19 protein-coding genes and 1 tRNA gene are annotated in these 19097 nt (G+C 55.9%); 9 read left to right on the forward strand and 11 right to left on the reverse strand.

Features of this window, described 5'->3' with window-relative positions:
• Positions 1–28: 28 nt before the first annotated feature.
• From KP626_RS09420 to KP626_RS09435, 4 genes are all read right to left on the reverse strand, one after another.
• Complete coding sequence (locus tag KP626_RS09420; protein ID WP_395977033.1) at positions 29–649, reverse strand: AAA family ATPase; 621 nt, start codon at positions 647–649, stop codon at positions 29–31.
• Between the two features lie 108 nt (positions 650–757).
• A complete protein-coding gene (locus KP626_RS09425) occupies positions 758–1267 on the reverse strand; it encodes a hypothetical protein (RefSeq protein ID WP_395977035.1) in 510 nt (169 codons plus the stop codon).
• Between the two features lie 96 nt (positions 1268–1363).
• The gene (locus tag KP626_RS09430; RefSeq protein ID WP_395977037.1) at positions 1364–1729 is read right to left on the reverse strand and encodes a VOC family protein; all 366 of its coding nucleotides are present in this window, start codon (positions 1727–1729) and stop codon (positions 1364–1366) included.
• A gap of 11 nt (positions 1730–1740) precedes the next feature.
• The gene (locus KP626_RS09435) at positions 1741–3126 is read right to left on the reverse strand and encodes a glycine--tRNA ligase (protein ID WP_395977039.1); all 1386 of its coding nucleotides are present in this window, start codon (positions 3124–3126) and stop codon (positions 1741–1743) included.
• Between the two features lie 165 nt (positions 3127–3291).
• On the opposite strand from KP626_RS09435, the gene KP626_RS09440 reads away from it, so the two are divergent.
• On the forward strand, positions 3292–3564 hold the full coding sequence (locus KP626_RS09440; protein WP_395977041.1) for a chorion class high-cysteine HCB protein 13: 273 nt from the start codon (positions 3292–3294) through the stop codon (positions 3562–3564).
• Between the two features lie 77 nt (positions 3565–3641).
• Here KP626_RS09440 and KP626_RS09445 read toward each other — a convergent pair whose 3' ends face one another.
• Positions 3642–4778 carry a glycerate kinase gene (locus KP626_RS09445; RefSeq protein ID WP_395977043.1) on the reverse strand — a complete coding sequence of 379 codons (1137 nt, stop codon included), beginning with the start codon at positions 4776–4778 and terminating at the stop codon, positions 3642–3644.
• A gap of 65 nt (positions 4779–4843) precedes the next feature.
• Here KP626_RS09445 and KP626_RS09450 point away from each other — a divergent pair, with 65 nt between their 5' ends.
• Positions 4844–5305 carry a TspO/MBR family protein gene (locus tag KP626_RS09450; RefSeq protein ID WP_395977045.1) on the forward strand — a complete coding sequence of 154 codons (462 nt, stop codon included), beginning with the start codon at positions 4844–4846 and terminating at the stop codon, positions 5303–5305.
• Here KP626_RS09450 and KP626_RS09455 read toward each other — a convergent pair.
• On the reverse strand, positions 5302–5676 hold the full coding sequence (locus tag KP626_RS09455) for a VOC family protein (RefSeq protein ID WP_395977046.1): 375 nt from the start codon (positions 5674–5676) through the stop codon (positions 5302–5304). The genes KP626_RS09450 and KP626_RS09455 overlap by 4 nt on opposite strands.
• A gap of 129 nt (positions 5677–5805) precedes the next feature.
• On the opposite strand from KP626_RS09455, the gene KP626_RS09460 reads away from it, so the two are divergent.
• The 3 genes from KP626_RS09460 to KP626_RS09470 all read left to right on the forward strand — a co-directional run bounded on the left by KP626_RS09460 (position 5806) and on the right by KP626_RS09470 (position 8333).
• Entirely contained in the window at positions 5806–6567 is a 762-nt protein-coding gene (locus KP626_RS09460) for a type III pantothenate kinase (RefSeq protein WP_395977048.1), read from the forward strand.
• Positions 6568–6616: 49 nt separating this feature from the next.
• A complete protein-coding gene (locus tag KP626_RS09465; protein ID WP_395977050.1) occupies positions 6617–7867 on the forward strand; it encodes a homoserine dehydrogenase in 1251 nt (416 codons plus the stop codon).
• A gap of 244 nt (positions 7868–8111) precedes the next feature.
• Positions 8112–8333 carry a helix-turn-helix domain-containing protein gene (locus KP626_RS09470; protein ID WP_395977052.1) on the forward strand — a complete coding sequence of 74 codons (222 nt, stop codon included), beginning with the start codon at positions 8112–8114 and terminating at the stop codon, positions 8331–8333.
• Positions 8334–8376: 43 nt separating this feature from the next.
• On the opposite strand, the gene KP626_RS09475 is transcribed toward KP626_RS09470, so the two are convergent.
• Together KP626_RS09475 and KP626_RS09480 are read right to left on the reverse strand one after the other, a co-directional pair.
• A complete protein-coding gene (locus KP626_RS09475; protein ID WP_395977054.1) occupies positions 8377–10062 on the reverse strand; it encodes an AMP-binding protein in 1686 nt (561 codons plus the stop codon).
• 33 nt (positions 10063–10095) lie between these two features.
• Positions 10096–10647: a helix-turn-helix domain-containing protein gene (locus KP626_RS09480; protein WP_395977056.1), complete on the reverse strand. Its 552-nt coding sequence runs from the start codon at positions 10645–10647 to the stop codon at positions 10096–10098.
• Positions 10648–10957: 310 nt separating this feature from the next.
• Here KP626_RS09480 and uvrB point away from each other — a divergent pair, with 310 nt between their 5' ends.
• Positions 10958–12982: an excinuclease ABC subunit UvrB gene (gene uvrB, locus KP626_RS09485; protein ID WP_395979011.1), complete on the forward strand. Its 2025-nt coding sequence runs from the start codon at positions 10958–10960 to the stop codon at positions 12980–12982.
• The gene (gene uvrA, locus KP626_RS09490) at positions 12979–15819 is read left to right on the forward strand and encodes an excinuclease ABC subunit UvrA (protein ID WP_395977058.1); all 2841 of its coding nucleotides are present in this window, start codon (positions 12979–12981) and stop codon (positions 15817–15819) included. Before uvrB ends, uvrA begins: the two co-directional genes overlap by 4 nt.
• Positions 15820–15886: 67 nt before the next feature.
• Here uvrA and KP626_RS09495 read toward each other — a convergent pair whose 3' ends face one another.
• Positions 15887–16090, reverse strand: coding sequence for a LysM peptidoglycan-binding domain-containing protein (locus KP626_RS09495; protein ID WP_395977060.1), 204 nt, complete (start codon positions 16088–16090; stop codon positions 15887–15889).
• Between the two features lie 135 nt (positions 16091–16225).
• On the opposite strand from KP626_RS09495, the gene KP626_RS09500 reads away from it, so the two are divergent.
• Positions 16226–16301 (forward strand) — tRNA-Val (locus KP626_RS09500).
• 262 nt (positions 16302–16563) lie between these two features.
• Entirely contained in the window at positions 16564–17034 is a 471-nt protein-coding gene (locus tag KP626_RS09505) for a methylated-DNA--[protein]-cysteine S-methyltransferase (protein WP_395977062.1), read from the forward strand.
• A gap of 48 nt (positions 17035–17082) precedes the next feature.
• Here KP626_RS09505 and KP626_RS09510 read toward each other — a convergent pair whose 3' ends face one another.
• Positions 17083–18375, reverse strand: a complete 1293-nt coding sequence (locus tag KP626_RS09510; RefSeq protein ID WP_395977064.1) for an MFS transporter — start codon at positions 18373–18375, stop codon at positions 17083–17085.
• Positions 18376–18566: 191 nt separating this feature from the next.
• On the reverse strand, positions 18567–19058 hold the full coding sequence (locus tag KP626_RS09515; protein ID WP_395977066.1) for a GerMN domain-containing protein: 492 nt from the start codon (positions 19056–19058) through the stop codon (positions 18567–18569).
• Between the last annotated feature and the right edge of the window lie 39 nt (positions 19059–19097).

The raw sequence follows: 19097 nt of genomic DNA on the forward strand, positions 1-19097 counted from the left end.
CCCTTAAGCGGGCTCTTTTTTTGTGGCATCAACCGTGATTCGGATGGTCCTTAGCCTGGACAAAGGCGGCAATGACCTCCACTGCAGGGTCGATTCCAACGGCATCGCTGTTGATACAGAGATGGTAATTGGCTGCCTCCCCCCACTTTCGTCCGGAATAGTAGTGGTTATAGGTGCCCCGCCGTTTATCGGCGTTCCGGATGGTGGATTCCGCCTTTTCGGGCGCTACCCCATAGTAGGTGATGGCCCGGCGAATTCGATCCCTTAGGTTGGAATAGATGAAAATGTTGGTGACGTTGGGAAAATCCTTAAGCACATAGTCGGCACAGCGTCCCACGATGACGCACGGCCCCTTTTTTGCTACGTCCAAAATGACGCCGGACTGGATGATAAAAGCCTGTTCATCCAGGGGCAGGCCGCTGTTGCCCTCCACCGTCCCGTGCAGGTACAGTGAGTACAGAAAGCTGCTGGTGGCCTTCTTTTCTGCGTTTTCAAAAAAGCCCTCGCTGAATCCGCTTTCTTTGGCGGCTAGGGAGATGAGCTCCTGGTCGTAGAAGGGAATCCCCAGCTTGTTTGCCAGCTTGCGGCCGATGAAACGCCCTCCGCTGCCATATTGGCGGCTGATGGTGATGATAGATTTGGTATCCATGCCCTCACCCCTTAGGATAAATTGATCCGCCTAACCGCCTTGGGTTCGACGGTCCTTTCTTGTATATAGTATAGAATGGATGCCAAATATTTGCAACGCGGCGGAAACTCAAAAGAAGGGATCATAGGTTTGTGTGGGGAAGGCGTCTCGCAGGCCCAGCACCCTGGGCCACTTGCCGGTTTCCGCTATGATGAAGCCCATGAGCACTCCTAGATGGGTATGCAGGTGCCGGTGCTGGGCCAGGATCAGAAGAAAGCGGGAATCGCCGCTATGGGGAGGACAGCAAAGCAGATCCTCCTCCCGAAGGGAAGCCAGATAGCCTCTGATCTTGTTTGCCACGGTTTCAAAATAATCCTCCAGGGTCTGGCGGGAGAGGGGAGTCGGGGAGGGGGTATCCAGATCGTTGAGGCCGGGAAGATGGAAGGGCGGGTCCGTATATACCTCAGGGTTGATGAACCATTGATCCAGGGAGTGGAGCATATGGTATAGATGCTTCCACAGGGGCATGCCGCAGTAGGGCCGCTCCCAGAGCGTATCCGGAATACAGTCCATGACGTTTTTGACGCTCCATAGGGCGCGTTCGGTTTGATCCACAAGGGCGGAACGATAGCTGTACACCACTGAAATACCTCCTTTGCATTGTGCTGTAGGAATGGAAAAAGCCCGATCCGTCCAGTTGGGCCGGAGCCGGGCTTTTTTTCAAAGAGAGTGATCCTATCCCCGGCGGTCCGGGACGATTTCGATCCAGTAGCCGTCCGGATCTTCGATAAAGTAGATTCCCATGGAGGGGTTTTCATAGCAGATGCAGCCCATCTCCTGGTGCTTCTTATGAAGGGCCTCGTAGTCATCGGTGACAAAGGCCAGATGGTATTCCTTTTCTCCCAGATTATAGGGCTCGGTCCGGTCCTTTAGATGGGTGAGCTCCAGGGAAAAGCCGGTGACGCCGTCCCCCAGAAACACCAGGGAAAAGGCCTCCTTGTGGTTTTCCCGAACCACCTTGAGGTCCAGGGCGTCCCGATAAAAGGCCAGGCTTTTATCCAGATCCAGCACGTTGAAATTGAAATGGTTAAAGGTGATCATAGAGGGCCTCCTTAGAAAGCGGTTTTATCCTGGAGCCAGGTGGTAAGCTCGGCCACGGGAACTCGAATCTGCTCCATGGTATCCCGGTCCCGAATGGTGACGGTGCCATCCTCTAAGGTGTCGAAATCCACGGTGATGCAGTAGGGAGTGCCGATCTCGTCCTGGCGGCGGTACCGCTTGCCGATGCTGCCGGTGACGTCGAAATCCACCATCATATCGGCGGAGAGGGCTTCGTAAATCTTCATAGCTTCTTGGGATAGCTTTTTCTGAAGGGGCAGGATGGCCGCTTTATAGGGGGCCAGCACCGGGGCTAAATGGAGTACCACCCGGCTATCGCCATTGCCTAGATCCTCCTCCTCGTACGCATCGCACAGGACGGCCAGAGTCAGCCGATCCACGCCCACCGAGGGCTCGATGCAATAGGGGACCACCTTTTGGCCGTTGCTGGAGTCTAGGTACTCCAGCGCCTCGCCGCTTTCCTTGGCATGGGCTTTGAGGTCGTAATCGGTGCGGTCGGCGATGCCCCATAGCTCCTTGAGGCCGAAGGGGTAGTAGAATTCGATATCGGTGGTAGCGTTGCTGTAATGGGAGAGCTCCTCGGGGCTATGATCCCGCAGCTGAATGCTCTCCTTCTTGATGCCGATGGAGTGAAGGAAGTTGACGCAGAAGTCCTTCCAGTAGGCAAACCATTCTAGGTCTTCACCGGGCATGCAGAAGAACTCCAGCTCCATCTGCTCGAACTCCCGGATCCGGAAGATGAAGTTGCCGGGGGTAATCTCGTTGCGGAAGCTTTTGCCGATCTGGGCGATGCCGAAGGGCAGCTTTTTCCGGCTGGTCCGCAGCACGTTTTTGAAGTTGACAAAGATACCCTGGGCGGTCTCAGGCCGGAGGTAAACCTCACTGGTGCTGTCCTCGGTGACCCCCATATGGGTGCGGAACATCAAATTGAACTTCCGGATGCCGGTAAAGTCGCTCTTGCCGCAGACGGGGCAGGGGACCTGGTTTTGGGAGATAAACGCTTCCAGCTCCTGGCTGCTCATGCCGTCGGGGCTGATGGAAAGCCCGTGCTCTTTGGCATACTCCTCAGCCAGCTGATCGGCCCGGAACCGGGAACGACAATTTTTGCAGTCCATGAGGGGATCGGAAAAGCCGCCCACGTGACCGGACGCCACCCACACCTGGGGATTCATCAGAATGGCGGAATCCAGCCCCACGTTGAAGGGGGACTGGCGGACAAATTTCTTCCACCAGGCCTGCTTGATGTTGTTCTTCAGCTCTACCCCCAGGGGGCCGTAATCCCAGGCGTTGGCCAGCCCTCCGTAGATCTCAGATCCAGGGTATACGAAGCCCCGGCTTTTGCACAGGGCCACCAGTTTATCCATGGTAAGTTGGGACATCTTTTACCTCCAATTATAAAACGCAGTTTCTACTATATTAGCAAATCCAGGGGGGATGTCAAACGCAATTTTTTGTTGGGAGAAATCATCACCAAAAAATTGGCTATGGCGTAGTATAGATTGAGCTTGCAAGTGGCTCATAACTACCTTTTAGGAGGCAAAATCATGAACTGCAATCCCCTCTGTTTGATTCTTCTGCTCAGCGTCTTCTGCGGTGGCTGCGGCTGCGGCGGATATGCTGCGAACAACGATTGCGGCTGCGGCGGGTACGCTGCTGCCAACGATTGCGGCTGCGGCTGCAACAACGGCGGCTTCTTTGGCGGCTTCGGCGGCGGCAATAGCTGCAGCATTCTGATCTGGATCCTGCTGTTGTCCTGCATCTGCGGCGGCAGCTTCTTTGGCGGGTATGATCGCGGCGGCTGCGGCTGTGGCTGCTAAATCGTAAAAGGGAGGAATCCATCCTCCCCCGTCCATAGTAAAAGAAGGGCCAAACGGCCCTTCTTTTTTTGTGGAAATCAGGTTTTTTTGAACCCCAGGGACATGACCCGACAGAGGTTTTCCGCACCGTCCCGGATCAGCTCATAGGGATGGGCCATGGCATAGGCGGCTTCCATGGGCCGGTTGAGGATGCTGAACGCGCCCAGAATGCCACGATGATACAGGGGCTTATAGCCTGAGAGCAGGCTGCCGCACAAGCAGAGGGCGGGCTTATGGAGCTCCTTGGCCAGGGCTCCCATGGCATCCGGCACCTTGCCAAAGAGGGTGGAAGCATCGGTGGCTCCTTCCCCGGTGAGAACCCAGTCGCAGGCGGCCATTCGTTCCCGCAGTCCAGCGGCCTCGATGACCAGGCGAGTGCCTGGAACCAGATCAGCCCCCAGGCCGTATAAGGCGCCGCCGACGCCTCCAGCTGCACCGGAGCCCGGCGTGGATTGTGTATCCCGTCCCGTGGCCTGGGAGAGAAGAACGCCGAACCGGGCAAGGCCCTGATCCAATTCCGCCACCATCTGAGAGTCCGCACCCTTTTGGGGGCCAAAGACAGCGGAGGCTCCATCGGGGCCGCACAGGGGATTGGTGACATCGCAGGCTACTTGGATGGAGATCCCTGATAGATCCGGAAGGCCGGATAGGTCCACACGCCGGACTTGCAGCATTTCCGCCCCGGTGCAGCTGGTAAGGGGCCTACCGGCGCCGTCGTAAAAACGGGCGCCTAGGGCGGACAAAAGCCCCATACCGCCGTCGTTGGTGGCGCTGCCTCCGATGCCGATGATTACGGAGCGGCACCCGTATTCCATGGCCTGGACCATGAGCTGTCCGGTTCCGTAGGAGGAGGTGTATAGGGGGTTTCGCGCTTCCTCCGGCACCATGGCAAGGCCACTGGCTGCCGCCATCTCCAGAACGACGGAACCGCCGGGCAGCAAACCCAGAAAGGACTCCACCTCCCGGCCCAAGGGATCCAACACCGGGACCGTTTGCTTTTTGCCGCCCATGGCGGCTAAAAAGGCATCTACCGTGCCATCCCCGCCATCGGCCATGGGAGCGGCATCCACTTGGTAACGGGGATCGGCGTCCCGTATGCCGTCGGACATGGCCCGCGCCACCAGATGGGCGGGCAGAGAGCCCTTGAATTTATCGGGACACACCAGGATGCGCATGAGGATTCCTCCTATAAATAAAGTGGGCAAACACCGCATAGGTATAGGCTATGAGGTGATATGCTATGGTCAAAAAAAGGATCAAGGGGGCCCTGATGGCCAGTCTATTGGCCGCACTATCCCTAGGGCTTATGATGGCGTTTGTGGATCGCAAGTCCCAATGGTACCAAAGTCTGATGAAATCCCCCTTCCAGCCCGACGCTTCCGGAATGCTGGCGGCCTGGATGGTGATGTACTTCCTACTGGCCGTGGCCTTCTTTTGGACCATGGAGCGGGGCATGAGAGGTAGGGGGCTATACGCCTATCTGCTGCACTTTGCGGCGCTACCCCTATACAGCTATCTGTTCTTTGCCACGAGAAACCCAATTACGGCGGCTATTGCGCTGTTTTGTGGCATTGTGACAGCGCTGCTGGCCGCTTTTTGGTCGGCGGAGTATTCCCGGGTGGCGGCTTGGCTGTGGGTACCCCATATCGGCTGGTTGGCCCTTGTGATGGTGTTCTGCTACGCCATCGTGATGCTGAACTAGCGTTCCATCAGCTCCAAGCGTTCCCCATCGGGCCCTGCGAGGAAAATGATCCGGCTGCCGGGTTCTCCCCGAGGGACATCGCTTTCAAAGGCTACGCCGGCCTCCCGCATGGACTGGATGGTGCGGTCGTAATCATCCACCCCAAAGGCTAGGTGGATTTGGGGGGAGGGTTCCCCGCCAGGGTAGCCGGGGTTTTCCACCAGCTCCAAGGAGAATTGTCCAAGCTCCAGGAACTGTATTTTGGTGATCTTATTCTCCCGGTGAAGCTCGTTATACTTGCCGGCGGTAAATCCGAAATGCGTCTGGTAAAACTGAACGGAGCGGCTTAAGTCCGCTACTTTGATACCCACATGGGCATGACCCAATACCATGGCTAGAACCTCCTATTGTTTTGCCTTCATCATAGCACAGAATGGAGCGGACGCAACCGGGTTTTGGTTGTGTAACCGCTTCAATGCTGGTATAATATGTCGTAAAACTAGTGGGAAAGAGGCGGGGATATGCTGCTGGCCATGGATGTGGGCAACTCCAACATCAAGATGGGGATTTTTTCTGGGGACGACTTGGTGCAGAGCTTCCGCGTCCGCACCGATCATAAGCGTTCCTCCGATGAATACGGGGTGATGATGCACTCCTTTTTATCCTGCATCGGTATGGAATTCAGCGATTTTCATGGTGTGATGATCAGCAGTGTGGTCCCCGGTTTGAACTTTACCCTGATGCGGATGGTACAAACCTATTTCCATAAAACCCCGGCCTTTGTATCCAGCCAGCTCAATTGTGGCATTGATATCTCCTACTCCCCGGTGTCCGCCCTGGGGGCGGACCGCATTGCAAACGCTACCGCCGCCTACGCGGCCTATGGCGGGCCGGTGATCACCGTGGACTTTGGCACCGCCACTACCTTTGGAGTGGTGAACGAAAAAGGATGCTTTGTGGGCGGCGCCATTGCGCCGGGGATCCAGACCTCGGCAGACGCGCTCATCAACCGCACCAGTGCGCTCAAAAGTTTTACCTTTGAAACCCCGAAATCCGCCATTGCGGACAATACCGCCGACGCCCTGCAATCCGGGGCGCTATACGGTTTTACCGGCCTGACCGACGGTATTCTAAAACGACTTTTGGCCGAGATGCCAGGCAGCACCGTGGTGGCCACCGGCGGCCTGTGCGAGGTGATTGCCTCCTTGAGCGAATACGTTCACCAGGTGGATAAGCTTTTGACCCTTCAGGGGGTAAAGCGCATCTACCAGTTGAATTTTTAGGAATTGAACCAGGAATCGCAATTTTAAATGATAGTTGGAGGATGGAACTATGAAAGTACGGATTGGCCTCATCGGCTGTGGCGTGGTGGGCACGGGCATCGTGCATCTGTTGGCGCAAAACGGGGAGCGCATTGCCCAAAGGGACGGCGTGGAACTGGAGATTGCCAAGATCCTGGTGGGGAACAAGGACAAGCCCCGAAAGGGCGTGGATCCGGCTCTTGTTACCGACCGGCTGGAGGATCTGTTGGAAGATGAGTCCATCTCCATGGTGTTGGAGGCCATGGGCGGCGTGGATCCGGGGCTCTCCTACGCTCAGGCATGCCTTCGGGCGGGCAAACACTACATCACCGCCAACAAGGAGCTGATGGCCAAACATTGGGAAGAGTTGAATGCCGCCGCCCGGGAGGGCAACGCGACGTTGTCTTTTGAGGCCAGTGTGGCGGGAGCCGTCCCGGTGATCCGGATGCTGACCGGCAGCCTGCGGCCCAACAACATCACCAGTGTTATGGGAATCATCAATGGGACTACCAACTATATCCTAAGCCAAATGGACCAGTTTGGCACGGGGTATAAGGCGGCCCTTGCAAAGGCCCAGGAGCTGGGCTATGCGGAAGCCGACCCCACCGCCGATGTGGAGGGCTTTGACGCCGCTTATAAGCTGTGCATCCTTTGCGGTTTAGCCTTTGGCGCGCGGGTTAAGGTGGACGATGTGCTGCGGGAGGGCATCAGCAAGCTTTCCGCCATGGATATTGAAATGGCCCATGAGCTGGGGTATGTCATCAAGCTGTTGGGCATTGGCAAACAGCACAACGGCGGGGTGGAGGCCCGGGTGCATCCGGTGATGATCCCCAAGACCAATCCCTTGGCCTCGGTGGGAGGCCCCTTCAATGGAGTGCTGATCGGCGCCGACGCAGCAGGGGATCTGATGCTCTATGGACGGGGAGCGGGGGATCTGCCCACCGCCAGCGCCATGGTATCCGACGCCATCAATGTGGCCCAGGGCAAGGCGGCGGAGCTGGTGGAGTTTACCCCGGCCCTCGTGGTCAACGACTTCTCCTGCGGCTATTACATCCGTACCCTGGCGGCCGATACCCCCGGCGTGCTTCACGGGGTCTCGGGCATCTTTGCCAAGCACGGGGTCAGCATCGAATCCTGTGTTCAGAAGGGCCAGGGAGAAAGCGCTGTTCCCTTGATCTTCGTTACCCACAAGTCTCGAGAAGCGGACATCGTCCGGGCGGTGGCGGAAATCGATCAGTTGGATTACATTTCCATCGGCAGTGTGATTCGCGTGGAAAAATAATTGGAAAATCTTCCGAAAAGGGAGACGGAGGGTATCCCCTCCGTCTCCCTTTTTTTGTACTTAAAATTAGATTATCATCCATAAAAAAGCATGGAAAAAACATCCAGATAGTGATACACTTGGAAGAGCCAACTATCCAATTGGTAATAAAATGATTTCCAATATATGGACAATATACTGAATATAATCACTTATCTAACTGGTATCCCTTCCATATAATTGGAATCGAAGGGCAGGTGATAATGTGGCCATCAAGTTTTGTCCTTTGCGAAAACATCTCCAGACAAACGGTATTTCTTATTATTATCTTGAAAGCAATGGCATTGATAGCCAAACTTGTCAACGTCTCAAAAAGGATAAAAATATCAACATGAAGACGTTAAACCGGCTCTGCAATATCCTGGATCTGCCTCCGGAGAAGATCATTGTATATGTACCGGATGAGGAACCAAACGGTAATGATTAATCAAAAAAGCCATCCCTTTGTGGGATGGCTTTTTTGATTAAAATCAGATGTCCTCGCCGTAGATATCGGGTTCTTCCTGGCCACTATCCTGCTGCCGGATTTGGGCCCGCTTGATCTTGCCGCTGATGGTTTTGGGTAGCTCTTCCATGAACTCGATGATCCGGGGGTACTTATAGGGGGCAGTGACCCGTTTTACATGGTCCTGCAGCTCCTTTACCAGGGCATCGCTGGGCTGGTAACCAGAGGCCAGCACCACAGAGGCCTTTACCACCTGGCCCCGGACGGGGTCGGGTACGCCGCTGATGGCGCATTCCACCACGGCGGGATGTTCCATCAAGGCGCTCTCCACCTCGAAGGGGCCGATCCGGTAGCCGGAGGATTTGATGACGTCATCAGCCCGGCCCACGAACCAGTAGTAGCCCATTTCATCCTTCCAGGCTACGTCCCCGGTATGATAGGCTCCGTAGTGCCAGGCAGCCCGGGTTTTTTCCGCATCCTTATAATAACCGGAGAACAGGCCGATGGGGCGGGTCCGGCGGGTAAATACCACGATTTGGCCCTCTTCGCCCACCTCGCAGACCTCTCCGGCATCGTTGATGAGCTCTACGTCATAGCCGGGAGAGGGCTTGCCCATGGAACCGGTATGTACGGGAAGCCATTTGAAGGTGGCCATGATGGGGGTGGTTTCGCTCTGGCCGTAGCCTTCGGCGATCTCGATGCCCAGCACGGATTTGATCTGGTTGAATACCTCGGGATTGAGCGGCTCTCCGGCGGTGGTCATATGGCGGATGGAGCTGAGGTCATACTTCTTGATGTCCTCCTGAATCAAGAATCGGTAGATGGTAGGAGGCGCACAGAAGGAAGTCACCTGGTATTTTTCCAGGTTGGCCAGCAGCTTTGCTGGAACGAATTTATCCATATCGTAGACGAACTGGGCGGCTCCTACGATCCATTGGCCATAGACCTTGCCCCAGCTGCACTTGGCCCACCCGGTATCCGCCACCGTGATGTGGAGGGAGTTTTCGTCCAGGTTCTGCCAGTACTTTGCGGTGATGATATGCCCTAGAGGGTAGGTGAAGTTGTGCAGAACCATCTTGGGCAGGCCGGTGGTACCGCTGGTAAAGTATACCAGCATAGGGTCGCTGGCAAGGGTTCCTTCCTCGCCGGTGGGGCGGGGAAAGGCCTCGCTCATGCCCTCCATGGCTTTATGCAGGGTGATCCATCCGGGGTAGCTGGACTGTAGGACGATCTTATGGGCCAGACTAGGACACTGGCTTTGGGCGGCGTCCACCTCGGGCACCATGTTGTTATCGTCGATGGTGATGACGCATTTGACGTTGGCGGCGTTCACCCGGTAAACGATATCCTTTTCGGTAAGCAGGTGGGTGGCGGGGATGGCGATGGCGCCGATCTTGTGAAGGGCCACAATGAGGAACCAATATTCATACCTGCGGCGGAGCATCATCAACACCGCGTCCCCCTTGCCGATTCCCATGGCGCGGAGCAGGTTGGCCGCCTGGTTGCTGAGCCGGGACAGGTCCGAAAAGGTGAAGCGCCGTTCTTCCCCATGATCGTCGCACCAGAGGAGCGCCAACTTATCGGGCTTTTCAGCGGCATAAGCATCCACCACATCGAAGCCGAAGTTGAAGTTCTCCTCAAATTTCACGTCAAAGTTTTGATAAAAGTCCTCATAGGACACATAGTCTCGTTCGATGAACTTACCTAACATAATGGTTTTCCGCCTTCTTTTTTCTTCCTAATATCATTTCAGCACGATGGCTAAAAAGCTGGCCGGCTCATCCTCCAGCGCCTGCAGACCGTGCATGTAGGCGGAATCCAGATAGATGCAATCGCCTTTTTCCAGGATCAGCTCCTGCTCCCCTACGATGACCTTCAGCTTTCCTTCCAGGACATAGTCCAGCTCCTGGCCCATATGGGCATTGAGCTTGGCGTCCCCCATACCGGGTTCTACCGTAACGTAAAAGGGCTCACATTTTTTGTTCATGAAACGATGGGCCAGAGCCTGATAGACGTAGCCCGGATGCCGCTGGACCTCAATGCCCTTTCCATGGCGGGTGATGAAATAGTGGGATAGCTTGGGCTCCTCTCCCGAGAGAAGGGAGGTGAGGGGGATGGAAAAGGAATCGGAAAAGCGGGTCAGAAAACCGATGGGCATATCCTCCTCACCGCTTTCATAACGCAGGTAGAGGTCGGCGTCCATGCCGATGGTGTTGGCGACCTCCTGGGGGGTAAGGCCGGTGGCCTCCCGAATATCCTTGATTCTGCCGGCGATCTGCATGACTTCATCGGGCATGGATGATCCCTCCTATGGTGATAACTATAAAAATGGATTATCGCTTAGTATACTACGACATGGTAACGTCTTGCAACAGAAACCGAAAAGATTCCTCCATTGGGGGTGCCGTTATTTTAGGGGAAATGGGAGTGGAGGTTTAAGGCTGGAACCGTATGGAAATCCTTGTAGAGATGGATGAGAAATTAGGGAACAAACGTGCGGTTTTTTCTTGCACTTTAAAAATGTTTGGTTTAGTATATAGTCCTGTAACGGATGATTGGCGGCGGTGATGTTTTTTGCCGAAAGGAGGCGGAAGCCCTTGGAGAAGATGAATCATACCTTTCAACTGGTATCCCCCTATGGCCCCACGGGGGACCAGCCTCAAGCCATCGATAAGCTGGTGGAAGCCCTTGCGCGAGGGGATCGTGGAGTGACCCTTCAGGGGGTGACGGGATCCGGTAAAACCTTTACCATGGCCAACGTCATCGCGCGCTTGAACCGGCCCACCCTGGTGATTTCCCATAATAAGACCCTTGCGGCGCAGCTTTGTACCGAGTTCAAGGAGTTCTTTCCCCATAATATGGTGGAGTACTTTGTCAGTTATTATGATTACTATCAACCGGAAGCGTATATTCCTTCCCGGGATCTATATATTGAAAAGACGGCCATGATCAACGACGAAATCGATAAGCTCCGGCACAGCGCTACCAGCGCCATTCAGGAGCGTCGGGATGTGATCATCGTGGCCAGCGTTTCCTGCATCTATGCCCTGGGGGATCCAGAGGAGTACCTCCGCATGAGCATCTCCCTCCGGCCTGGTATGCGGCTGGGCCGAGATGACGTGATCCGGAGCCTGGTGGCCATCCAATACGAGCGCAACGACATCAACTTCGTTCGGGGAACGTTCCGGGCCAGAGGGGACGTACTGGAGATCTTCCCCAGCAACTCCAATGAAAAGGCTATCCGGGTGGAATTCTTTGGGGACGAGATTGAACGGATCAGTGAGATCGAGGTGGTGACCGGCAACGTGTTGAACATCCTGGGCCACACCGCCATTTTTCCTGCCACCCACTATGCCACCAGCCAGGAGCGGCTGTTGTCCGCCATGGGAAGCATCGAACGGGATTTGGCTCTTCGGAGCCAGGAGCTGCGGCAGGAGGACAAGCTTTTGGAAGCCCAGCGGCTGGTCCAGCGAACGGAATATGACCTGGAGATGATGCGGGAGATCGGCTTCTGCCCCGGCATCGAGAACTACTCCCGGTATTTTGACGGGCGAAAGCCGGGAGATCCGCCCTATACCCTTTTGGATTATTTCCCCAAGGATTACCTGATGTTCATTGATGAGAGCCACGTAACCTTGCCCCAGGTACGGGCGATGTACAAGGGTGATTTTTCCCGGAAGGACGCGTTGGTCCAGTACGGGTTCCGCCTTCCTTCAGCCTACGACAACCGACCGCTGAAATTTGAGGAATACGAGGCCCGGGTGAATCAGGCGGTGTATGTGTCGGCTACCCCGGCCCAGTATGAGCTGGAACATAGCCGGGAGGTTGTGGAGCAGATCATCCGGCCGACGGGGCTGGTGGATCCTCCCATTGAGGTTCGCGGGGTGGAACATCAGGTGGACGACCTCATTGGGGAGATTCGCAGTACCACCGAAAAGGGATACCGTACCTTGGTCACCACCCTTACCAAGCGGATGGCGGAACGGCTGACCGACTATCTGGATGATTTGGATATCCGGGTGCGGTATATGCACTCCGATGTGGAGACCATGGAGCGGCAGGAGATCATCCGGGATCTGCGGCTGGGCGAGTTTGACGTGCTGGTGGGCATCAACCTGCTGCGGGAGGGTTTGGACCTGCCCGAGGTGGGGTTGGTAGCCATTCTGGACGCCGACAAGGAGGGATACCTCCGCAGTACCACCTCCTTGATCCAGACCGTGGGCCGGGCGGCCCGGAATGTGGATGGCAGGGTCATCATGTACGCTGACCGCATTACCGACAGCATGGCAAAAACCATCGAGGAGACCAACCGCAGGCGGGCTCTGCAAATGGCGTATAACGAGGAGCACGGTATCATTCCCCAGTCGGTGCAGAAAAGCGTTCGGGATCTTCTGGAGATCTCCAAGAGCGGTAAGGATACCGAGGGCAAGGCCCTGCCCAAGCTCACCCAGGAGCAGAAGGAGATGCGGATTCTTCTGATGGAGCAGGAGATGCGCATGGCAGCCGCTGAACTGGACTTTGAGCGGGCCGCCAAGCTCCGGGATGGGATCATCGCCCTGCGGGAAGGGAAGGAAGGGGAGCCCGCTCCTAAAAAGTCGGGCAGACAGCGCAGAGGAGGCAAACGCCGGTGAACGACCGCATCGTAATAAGAGGCGCCAAACAGCATAATCTCAAAAACGTGGATATCACCCTGCCCCGGGATCAGCTCATCGTTTTTACAGGGCTTTCGGGCAGCGGCAAGAGCAGCTTGGCCTTTGACACCATCTATGCCGAGGGCCAGCGCCGATATGTGGAATCCCTTAGCAGCTATGCCCGGCAATTCCTGGGCCAGATGGACAAACCCGAGGTGGACTCCATTGATGGGCTATCCCCGGCCATTTCCATCGATCAAAAAACCACCAGCCGCAACCCCCGATCCACCGTGGGCACCGTTACTGAAATTCACGATTATCTGCGGCTGTTGTACGCCAACATTGGTCAGCCCCATTGCCCCAAGTGCGGCAAGCCCATCGTTCAGCAGAGCGTGGATCAGATGGTGGACTCCATTCTTGGCCTGGGAGAGGGAAAACGCATTTTGGTTATGGGGCCGGTGGTTCGAGGCCGGAAGGGGGAGCACGCTAAGGTTTTTGAGGATCTCCGAAAGGCGGGCTATGTACGGGTGATGGTGGACGGCAATGTGGACGAACTCACCGCCGACTTCGCCTTGGAGAAGAACAAAAAGCACACCATCTCCGCGGTGGTGGACCGCCTGGTGATTCGGGAGGACGTCCGGGGTCGGCTGGGAGACAGCATTGAAACGGCCATGGAGCTGTCGGGAGGATTGGTGATCATTCGGGATAACGATTCCGGGGAGGAGCTCACCTTCTCGGGGAATTATGCCTGTCCTGACTGCGGCATCAGCATCGAGGAGCTGACGCCTCGGATGTTCTCCTTCAACAATCCCTACGGCGCCTGCCCCGAATGCGCAGGACTGGGCACCCTGATGCGGGCTGATCCGGACATCATCATTCCCGACAAGAGCAAATCCCTCCGAGAGGGGGCAATAAAGGTATCGGGCTGGAACAGCGGCGTTACCGAATCCATGGCGGAGATGTATTTGGAGGCGCTTGCCAAGCACTATCATTTTTCCCTGGATACCCCTGTAAAGGATCTGCCCAAGGATGTGGTGGATAAGATCATCTACGGCACCGGCAAGGAGAAGATCAAGGTGGAGTATGACAGGGCCCATTCCAGCGGCACCTTCATGGCCAGTTTTGAGGGCATCGCCAACAACATCGAGCGGCGGCACCGGGAAACGGGCAGCGACTGGATGAAGGAGGAACTGGAGGGGTATATGAGCAATATTCCCTGTCCCGCCTGTAAGGGCATGCGGTTGAAGCCCGAGGTGCTTGGGGTTACCATTGGAGGGAAGTCCATCGCTGCCCTGAGCGACCTGCCGGTGTACCAGATCCGGGCGTTTTTGGATGGGCTCCAGCTCACCGAGAAGGAGGCTTTCATCGGAGACCGCATTCTAAAGGAAATCCGGGAGCGGCTTTCCTTCCTGGTGGACGTGGGCCTGGATTACATCACCCTAAGCCGGGCTGCTTATACCCTATCGGGCGGGGAGGCCCAACGGATCCGGCTGGCCACCCAGATCGGCAGTCATCTGATGGGGGTTCTATATATCCTGGATGAGCCCAGCATCGGCCTTCATCAGCGCGACAACGATAAACTGCTGGCTACCCTGAAGAATCTGCGGGATTTGGGCAATACCCTCATCGTGGTGGAACACGACGAGGATACCATTCGGGCGGCAGACCACATCGTGGACATTGGCCCTGGGGCGGGGGAGCATGGCGGAGAGATCATCGCCCAGGGCAGCCTGCAGGAGATCATCGACAATCCCCGATCCATCACCGGGCAGTATCTTTCCGGGAAGAAATATATTCCTATCCCCAAAAAGCGGCGGGAGCCCACTGGGTATCTGAAGATCGTAGGCCCTCGGGAGAACAACCTCAAGGGGATGGATGTAAACCTGCCTCTGGGGGTATTCACCTGCGTCACCGGGGTATCGGGCAGCGGCAAGTCCACCTTGGTCAACGAGATCCTCTATAAAGCTCTATCCCGAGACATTATGCGGAGCAAGGCCCGGCCCGGCCGGTTTGAGAGCATCCAGGGCATGGAGCTCCTGGACAAGGTCATCAACATCGACCAATCCCCCATCGGCAGGACCCCTCGGAGCAACCCCGCCACCTACACCGGGGTATTTGATTTGATCCGCCAGCTTTTTGCCGATACGCAGGATGCCAAGGCCCGGGGATATAAGAGCGGCCGCTTCAGCTTTAACGTCAAAGGGGGGCGCTGCGAGGCCTGTTTGGGGGACGGCATCGTCCGCATCGAGATGCATTTTCTGCCCGACGTGTATGTTCAATGCGATGTGTGTAAAGGAAAACGCTATAACCGGGATACCCTGGAGGTCCACTACAAGGGCAAGAACATCTATGAGGTGCTGGACATGACGGTGGAACAGGCTCAGGAGTTTTTCCGGCCCATTCCCAGGATCCGCACCAAGCTGGATACCCTTATGGATGTGGGACTGGGGTACATGAAGCTGGGGCAGCCCAGTACCACCCTATCGGGCGGGGAGGCTCAGCGGGTAAAGCTGGCTACCGAGCTGAGCCGCCGCAGCACCGGCAACACCCTCTATATCCTGGATGAACCCACGACGGGGCTTCATGTGGACGACGTGGCTCGGCTGGTGGATATCATCCAACGGCTTACCGAAGGGGGGAACTCGGTGGTGGTCATCGAGCACAACTTGGATGTCATCAAGACCGCCGATTATATCATCGATCTGGGCCCCGAGGGAGGGGACCGGGGAGGCCGGATTGTGGTGCAGGGCACGCCGGAGAAGGTGGCCGCTAGCAAAAAGAGCTATACTGGAAAATATCTTCGTGAGATCTTAGACCGGGAGAAGGATAGGAAATAGTCCTTTCTGCAACAGAACAAGCCAAGACGGAATCCTCCGCCTTGGCTTGTTTGACTCATGGAATGAATCAGTCCTCCCCGATGCCGCAGGGGAAGGGACGGAATTCGCCGTCCGGATTGATGCAATAGTACCAGGGTGGAATGGCGACCAAATCCCCCGGCTGAAACCGCAGCTGGCCGCCGTTGGCCCGCACGATCATACAGATGGGCACGCCGTAATCGGCGGAGAGCCGTTCCAGGGTATCCTTTTTGCGCATTCGGTGGTATTGCATGTTTATCACCCCTATTCATCCTATGGGATGGCGCCATGGATTATGCTCTTGGGATTTTCCCAGAATTGGGGTTGAAAATCTTTTGGGGATACAGTATACTATACAAGCAGTTTCTCCTCCGGGAGGACGCACCCCGGTCTGTTGGCTCAGTTGGTAGAGCACATCGTTCACATCGATGGGGTCACTGGTTCGAGTCCAGTACAGACCACCAGTCGCAACGGCGGCACCAAATATCGCAATCCGCGTTTGTGGGTTGCGATATTTTTTTGCCCGAAATAAGCATCTATATTGTCAAGGGAAAGCGGTAATATGTGGATTGCGAATCTTTTGCCCGGAAGCCACATGTTGCCGCTGTCTGATGCGCTGGAATCGACAAAAAGGGCAGGGGGCAGTCCGCTGCCGTGGCCTTTTTGCGTTATCTGCGGTATACTATCCCTGATAAAAGGAAACGACCGTGCAAGGAGGGCGTCCACATGAAATATATCAATTATCATGATACATTGATTGGTAAGCTTCGGCTGGTAGAGGAGGATGGCGCCATTATCCAGTTGGTGCTGGATCGGATCTATCCGCCGGTGGAGGGGGAGCAGAGCGGGGAGGAAACGCCCCTTTTGCATCGCCTTAAGGAACAGTTGGATGAGTACTTTGACGGCAAACGGAGAACCTTTGAGATCCCCATCCGGCCTAAGGGAACGGCATTCCAGCTACGGGATTGGGAGGAGTTGCAGAGGATTCCCTATGGGGAGACCCGTACCTATAAAGACATCGCGCAGGCCATTGGATGTCCCAAGGGGTACCGCGCCGTCGGCTTGGCCAACAATCGGAACCCGGTGATCATTTTGATTCCCTGTCATCGGGTGGTGGGAAGCAACGGCAAACTGGTGGGCTATGCCGGTGGTGTGGACCTAAAGGAAAAGCTGTTGGAGATTGAAGGGATTCGTTAGGAGAAGAAAAAAGCCCTTGGCCATATGGCCAAGGGCTTTTTATTTCAATTATTGGAGCTCAATGGCCTCCTTGGCCTGGGCTTTTTTACCGGCGCTGATGGCCACCTGGATCAGGCAGAGGATGGCGACCAAACAGCAGGCGGAGATGATGTAGGAGATCTGGTAAGATCCGGTTACATCGTAGATCCAACCGGAGAAGGGAGCGCCGATCATATTGCCTGCGTTGGAGAGGGCAAACAGCCATCCGAACAGGGCGGAAAAATCGGTGCGTCCATAGCCGAATACCGTGTTGATCAGGTGGGAGAGGGTTCCCAGGGAGAAGGAGTTGCCATAGCCGATGCCCAGCACGCTGATGATCAGAACAACGGTACCGGAGACCGGTGTGACGGTGCTCATAGCGACCATGCCCACCAGCAGAATGGAGCCGATGGTGAAATACAGAGTCCGAAGGCCGAATCGGTCATACACAAGGCCGGAGGTGATGTTGCCTACGGCGCCGCCAAAGGCTAGAATGACCGCCAGCACACCGGAGACATACAGCGGATCGATCCCCAGGGAATTGAGGTTGGGCACCACGTTGGAGAAGGAGGGCCCAAGCGCAAAACCCTGCAGGAGCTGAATGCCCGCCAAAAGCCAGAAGCGATAGGTGTGCATGGCTCCCTTTAGGGACAATACCGGAAGCTGGGGCTTGGCGGCTACGACAGGCTGATCGGCCTGGGCCGCAGAGGCTTCTTCGCTGCCTAGGGCTACCTCGCCCTTTTCCGAGGGATGAATTTTGACCAGGCAGAGAGCGGGCAGTGCAATGGCGCCGATCAAAAGGCCGGTGTAGAGGAAGGAAGCGTTCCAGCCATGGTACTGAATCCAGCTGCCTACCAGGGGATTGATCACCATTCCGCCAAGGCCGACACTGGTGTTGACGATGCCCAGCATCAGGCCCTTGCGCTTGACGAACCAGTTGTTGATGATGGCGTTATAGGCGCTGAAAGTACCGATGGAATGGGCGATGCCGTAGATCACCGCGCCAATGACGATGAACGCCACCCCGGTGGCCTGGGAGAAGATCAAATAGGCGGATACCGCGAAGACGCCGCCCACCACCATCAGCTTTTTTACCCCGAACTTTCGCACAAAACTTCCATAGAAGAACCCACAGAGGGTTTTGGCGAAGAGCGATGTGGTGAACAGCGCGAAATTCATGGTAGTGCGGGAGATGCCAAAGGCCTCGGACACCGGCGTGACATAAAAGGTCATGGAGTTATTCCCCATGGCGTTGATGGAGAAGGCCAGCATGACGCAGCAAGCCGCCACCACCCAACCGTAAAAGAACTTTCGCTTTGCCAACATTAACAACCCCTTGAAAAATATCTTTGCACCCGAAAAAACCGGGACGCTTACAACGTGGTTTTTGCATATGCTATCATCCATCTGGCCATGTTTGCAATGGGGAAAAAGGCTTCTTTCAATAATTGCATACGCAAGTTTATTGGGAAAAGGTTGCCGGCGCTCAAAGGAGCCGCCGGCAGCTCGCTATGCTAGCGGGATAGGATAAAAGAGTACTGTTCCAGTTGATCGGTGATGACAATGGATTGGATGTAATCATACTGAAACAGGGTTTTGGCAATGGACTGTGCCGCCAGGGAATTTGCGCCGTCCTCAAAGGGAAAGGAGCTGGAAAACACCAGGGAGCAGGTTCCCTCCTGGGTGGTGATGGATATCAGGGCACAGTCTTCCGGCGCGATGCGGGCGCCATCCGCAGAGCCCTTTAGCATCTCTTTGACGGAGAATTCCTCAATGGAGGTACCCCAGGGCGGCCATTCCATCATCCTATCCTCTTGGATCCAGGTTCCATCCATCTTGAGAAAGTGGATGGTCATGGGTTTGGAGACGTTACAATCGGGAGAATCGCAGCCGGGAGCAATGATCTCGGGGCTGGGGCTGGGTTCCGGCGCTTGGACGCGGCCACAGCCCGCCATGACCAAAGCGGCGAGTCCTCCCAGCAGAATCATCGGCAGCCATTTCTTCACAGGGCATACATCCTTCTTTGAACTTGTTTTTTACATTGT

The sequence above is a fragment of the Christensenella sp. MSJ-20 genome, from assembly GCF_044357945.1.
In the GTDB taxonomy this organism is placed as follows: Bacteria; Bacillota; Clostridia; order Christensenellales; family QAND01; genus QAND01.

Coding starts and splice junctions, on each gene's coding strand:
- KP626_RS09420 (WP_395977033.1), bottom strand. CDS start 649: ATGGATACCAAATCTATCATCACCATCAGCCGCCAATATGGCAGCGGA.
- KP626_RS09430 (WP_395977037.1), bottom strand. CDS start 1,729: ATGATCACCTTTAACCATTTCAATTTCAACGTGCTGGATCTGGATAAA.
- KP626_RS09435 (WP_395977039.1), bottom strand. CDS start 3,126: ATGTCCCAACTTACCATGGATAAACTGGTGGCCCTGTGCAAAAGCCGG.
- KP626_RS09440 (WP_395977041.1), top strand. CDS start 3,292: ATGAACTGCAATCCCCTCTGTTTGATTCTTCTGCTCAGCGTCTTCTGC.
- KP626_RS09445 (WP_395977043.1), bottom strand. CDS start 4,778: ATGCGCATCCTGGTGTGTCCCGATAAATTCAAGGGCTCTCTGCCCGCC.
- KP626_RS09450 (WP_395977045.1), top strand. CDS start 4,844: ATGGTCAAAAAAAGGATCAAGGGGGCCCTGATGGCCAGTCTATTGGCC.
- KP626_RS09455 (WP_395977046.1), bottom strand. CDS start 5,676: ATGGTATTGGGTCATGCCCATGTGGGTATCAAAGTAGCGGACTTAAGC.
- KP626_RS09460 (WP_395977048.1), top strand. CDS start 5,806: ATGCTGCTGGCCATGGATGTGGGCAACTCCAACATCAAGATGGGGATT.
- KP626_RS09465 (WP_395977050.1), top strand. CDS start 6,617: ATGAAAGTACGGATTGGCCTCATCGGCTGTGGCGTGGTGGGCACGGGC.
- KP626_RS09475 (WP_395977054.1), bottom strand. CDS start 10,062: ATGTTAGGTAAGTTCATCGAACGAGACTATGTGTCCTATGAGGACTTT.
- KP626_RS09480 (WP_395977056.1), bottom strand. CDS start 10,647: ATGCCCGATGAAGTCATGCAGATCGCCGGCAGAATCAAGGATATTCGG.
- uvrB (WP_395979011.1), top strand. CDS start 10,958: ATGAATCATACCTTTCAACTGGTATCCCCCTATGGCCCCACGGGGGAC.
- KP626_RS09495 (WP_395977060.1), bottom strand. CDS start 16,090: ATGCAATACCACCGAATGCGCAAAAAGGATACCCTGGAACGGCTCTCC.
- KP626_RS09505 (WP_395977062.1), top strand. CDS start 16,564: ATGAAATATATCAATTATCATGATACATTGATTGGTAAGCTTCGGCTG.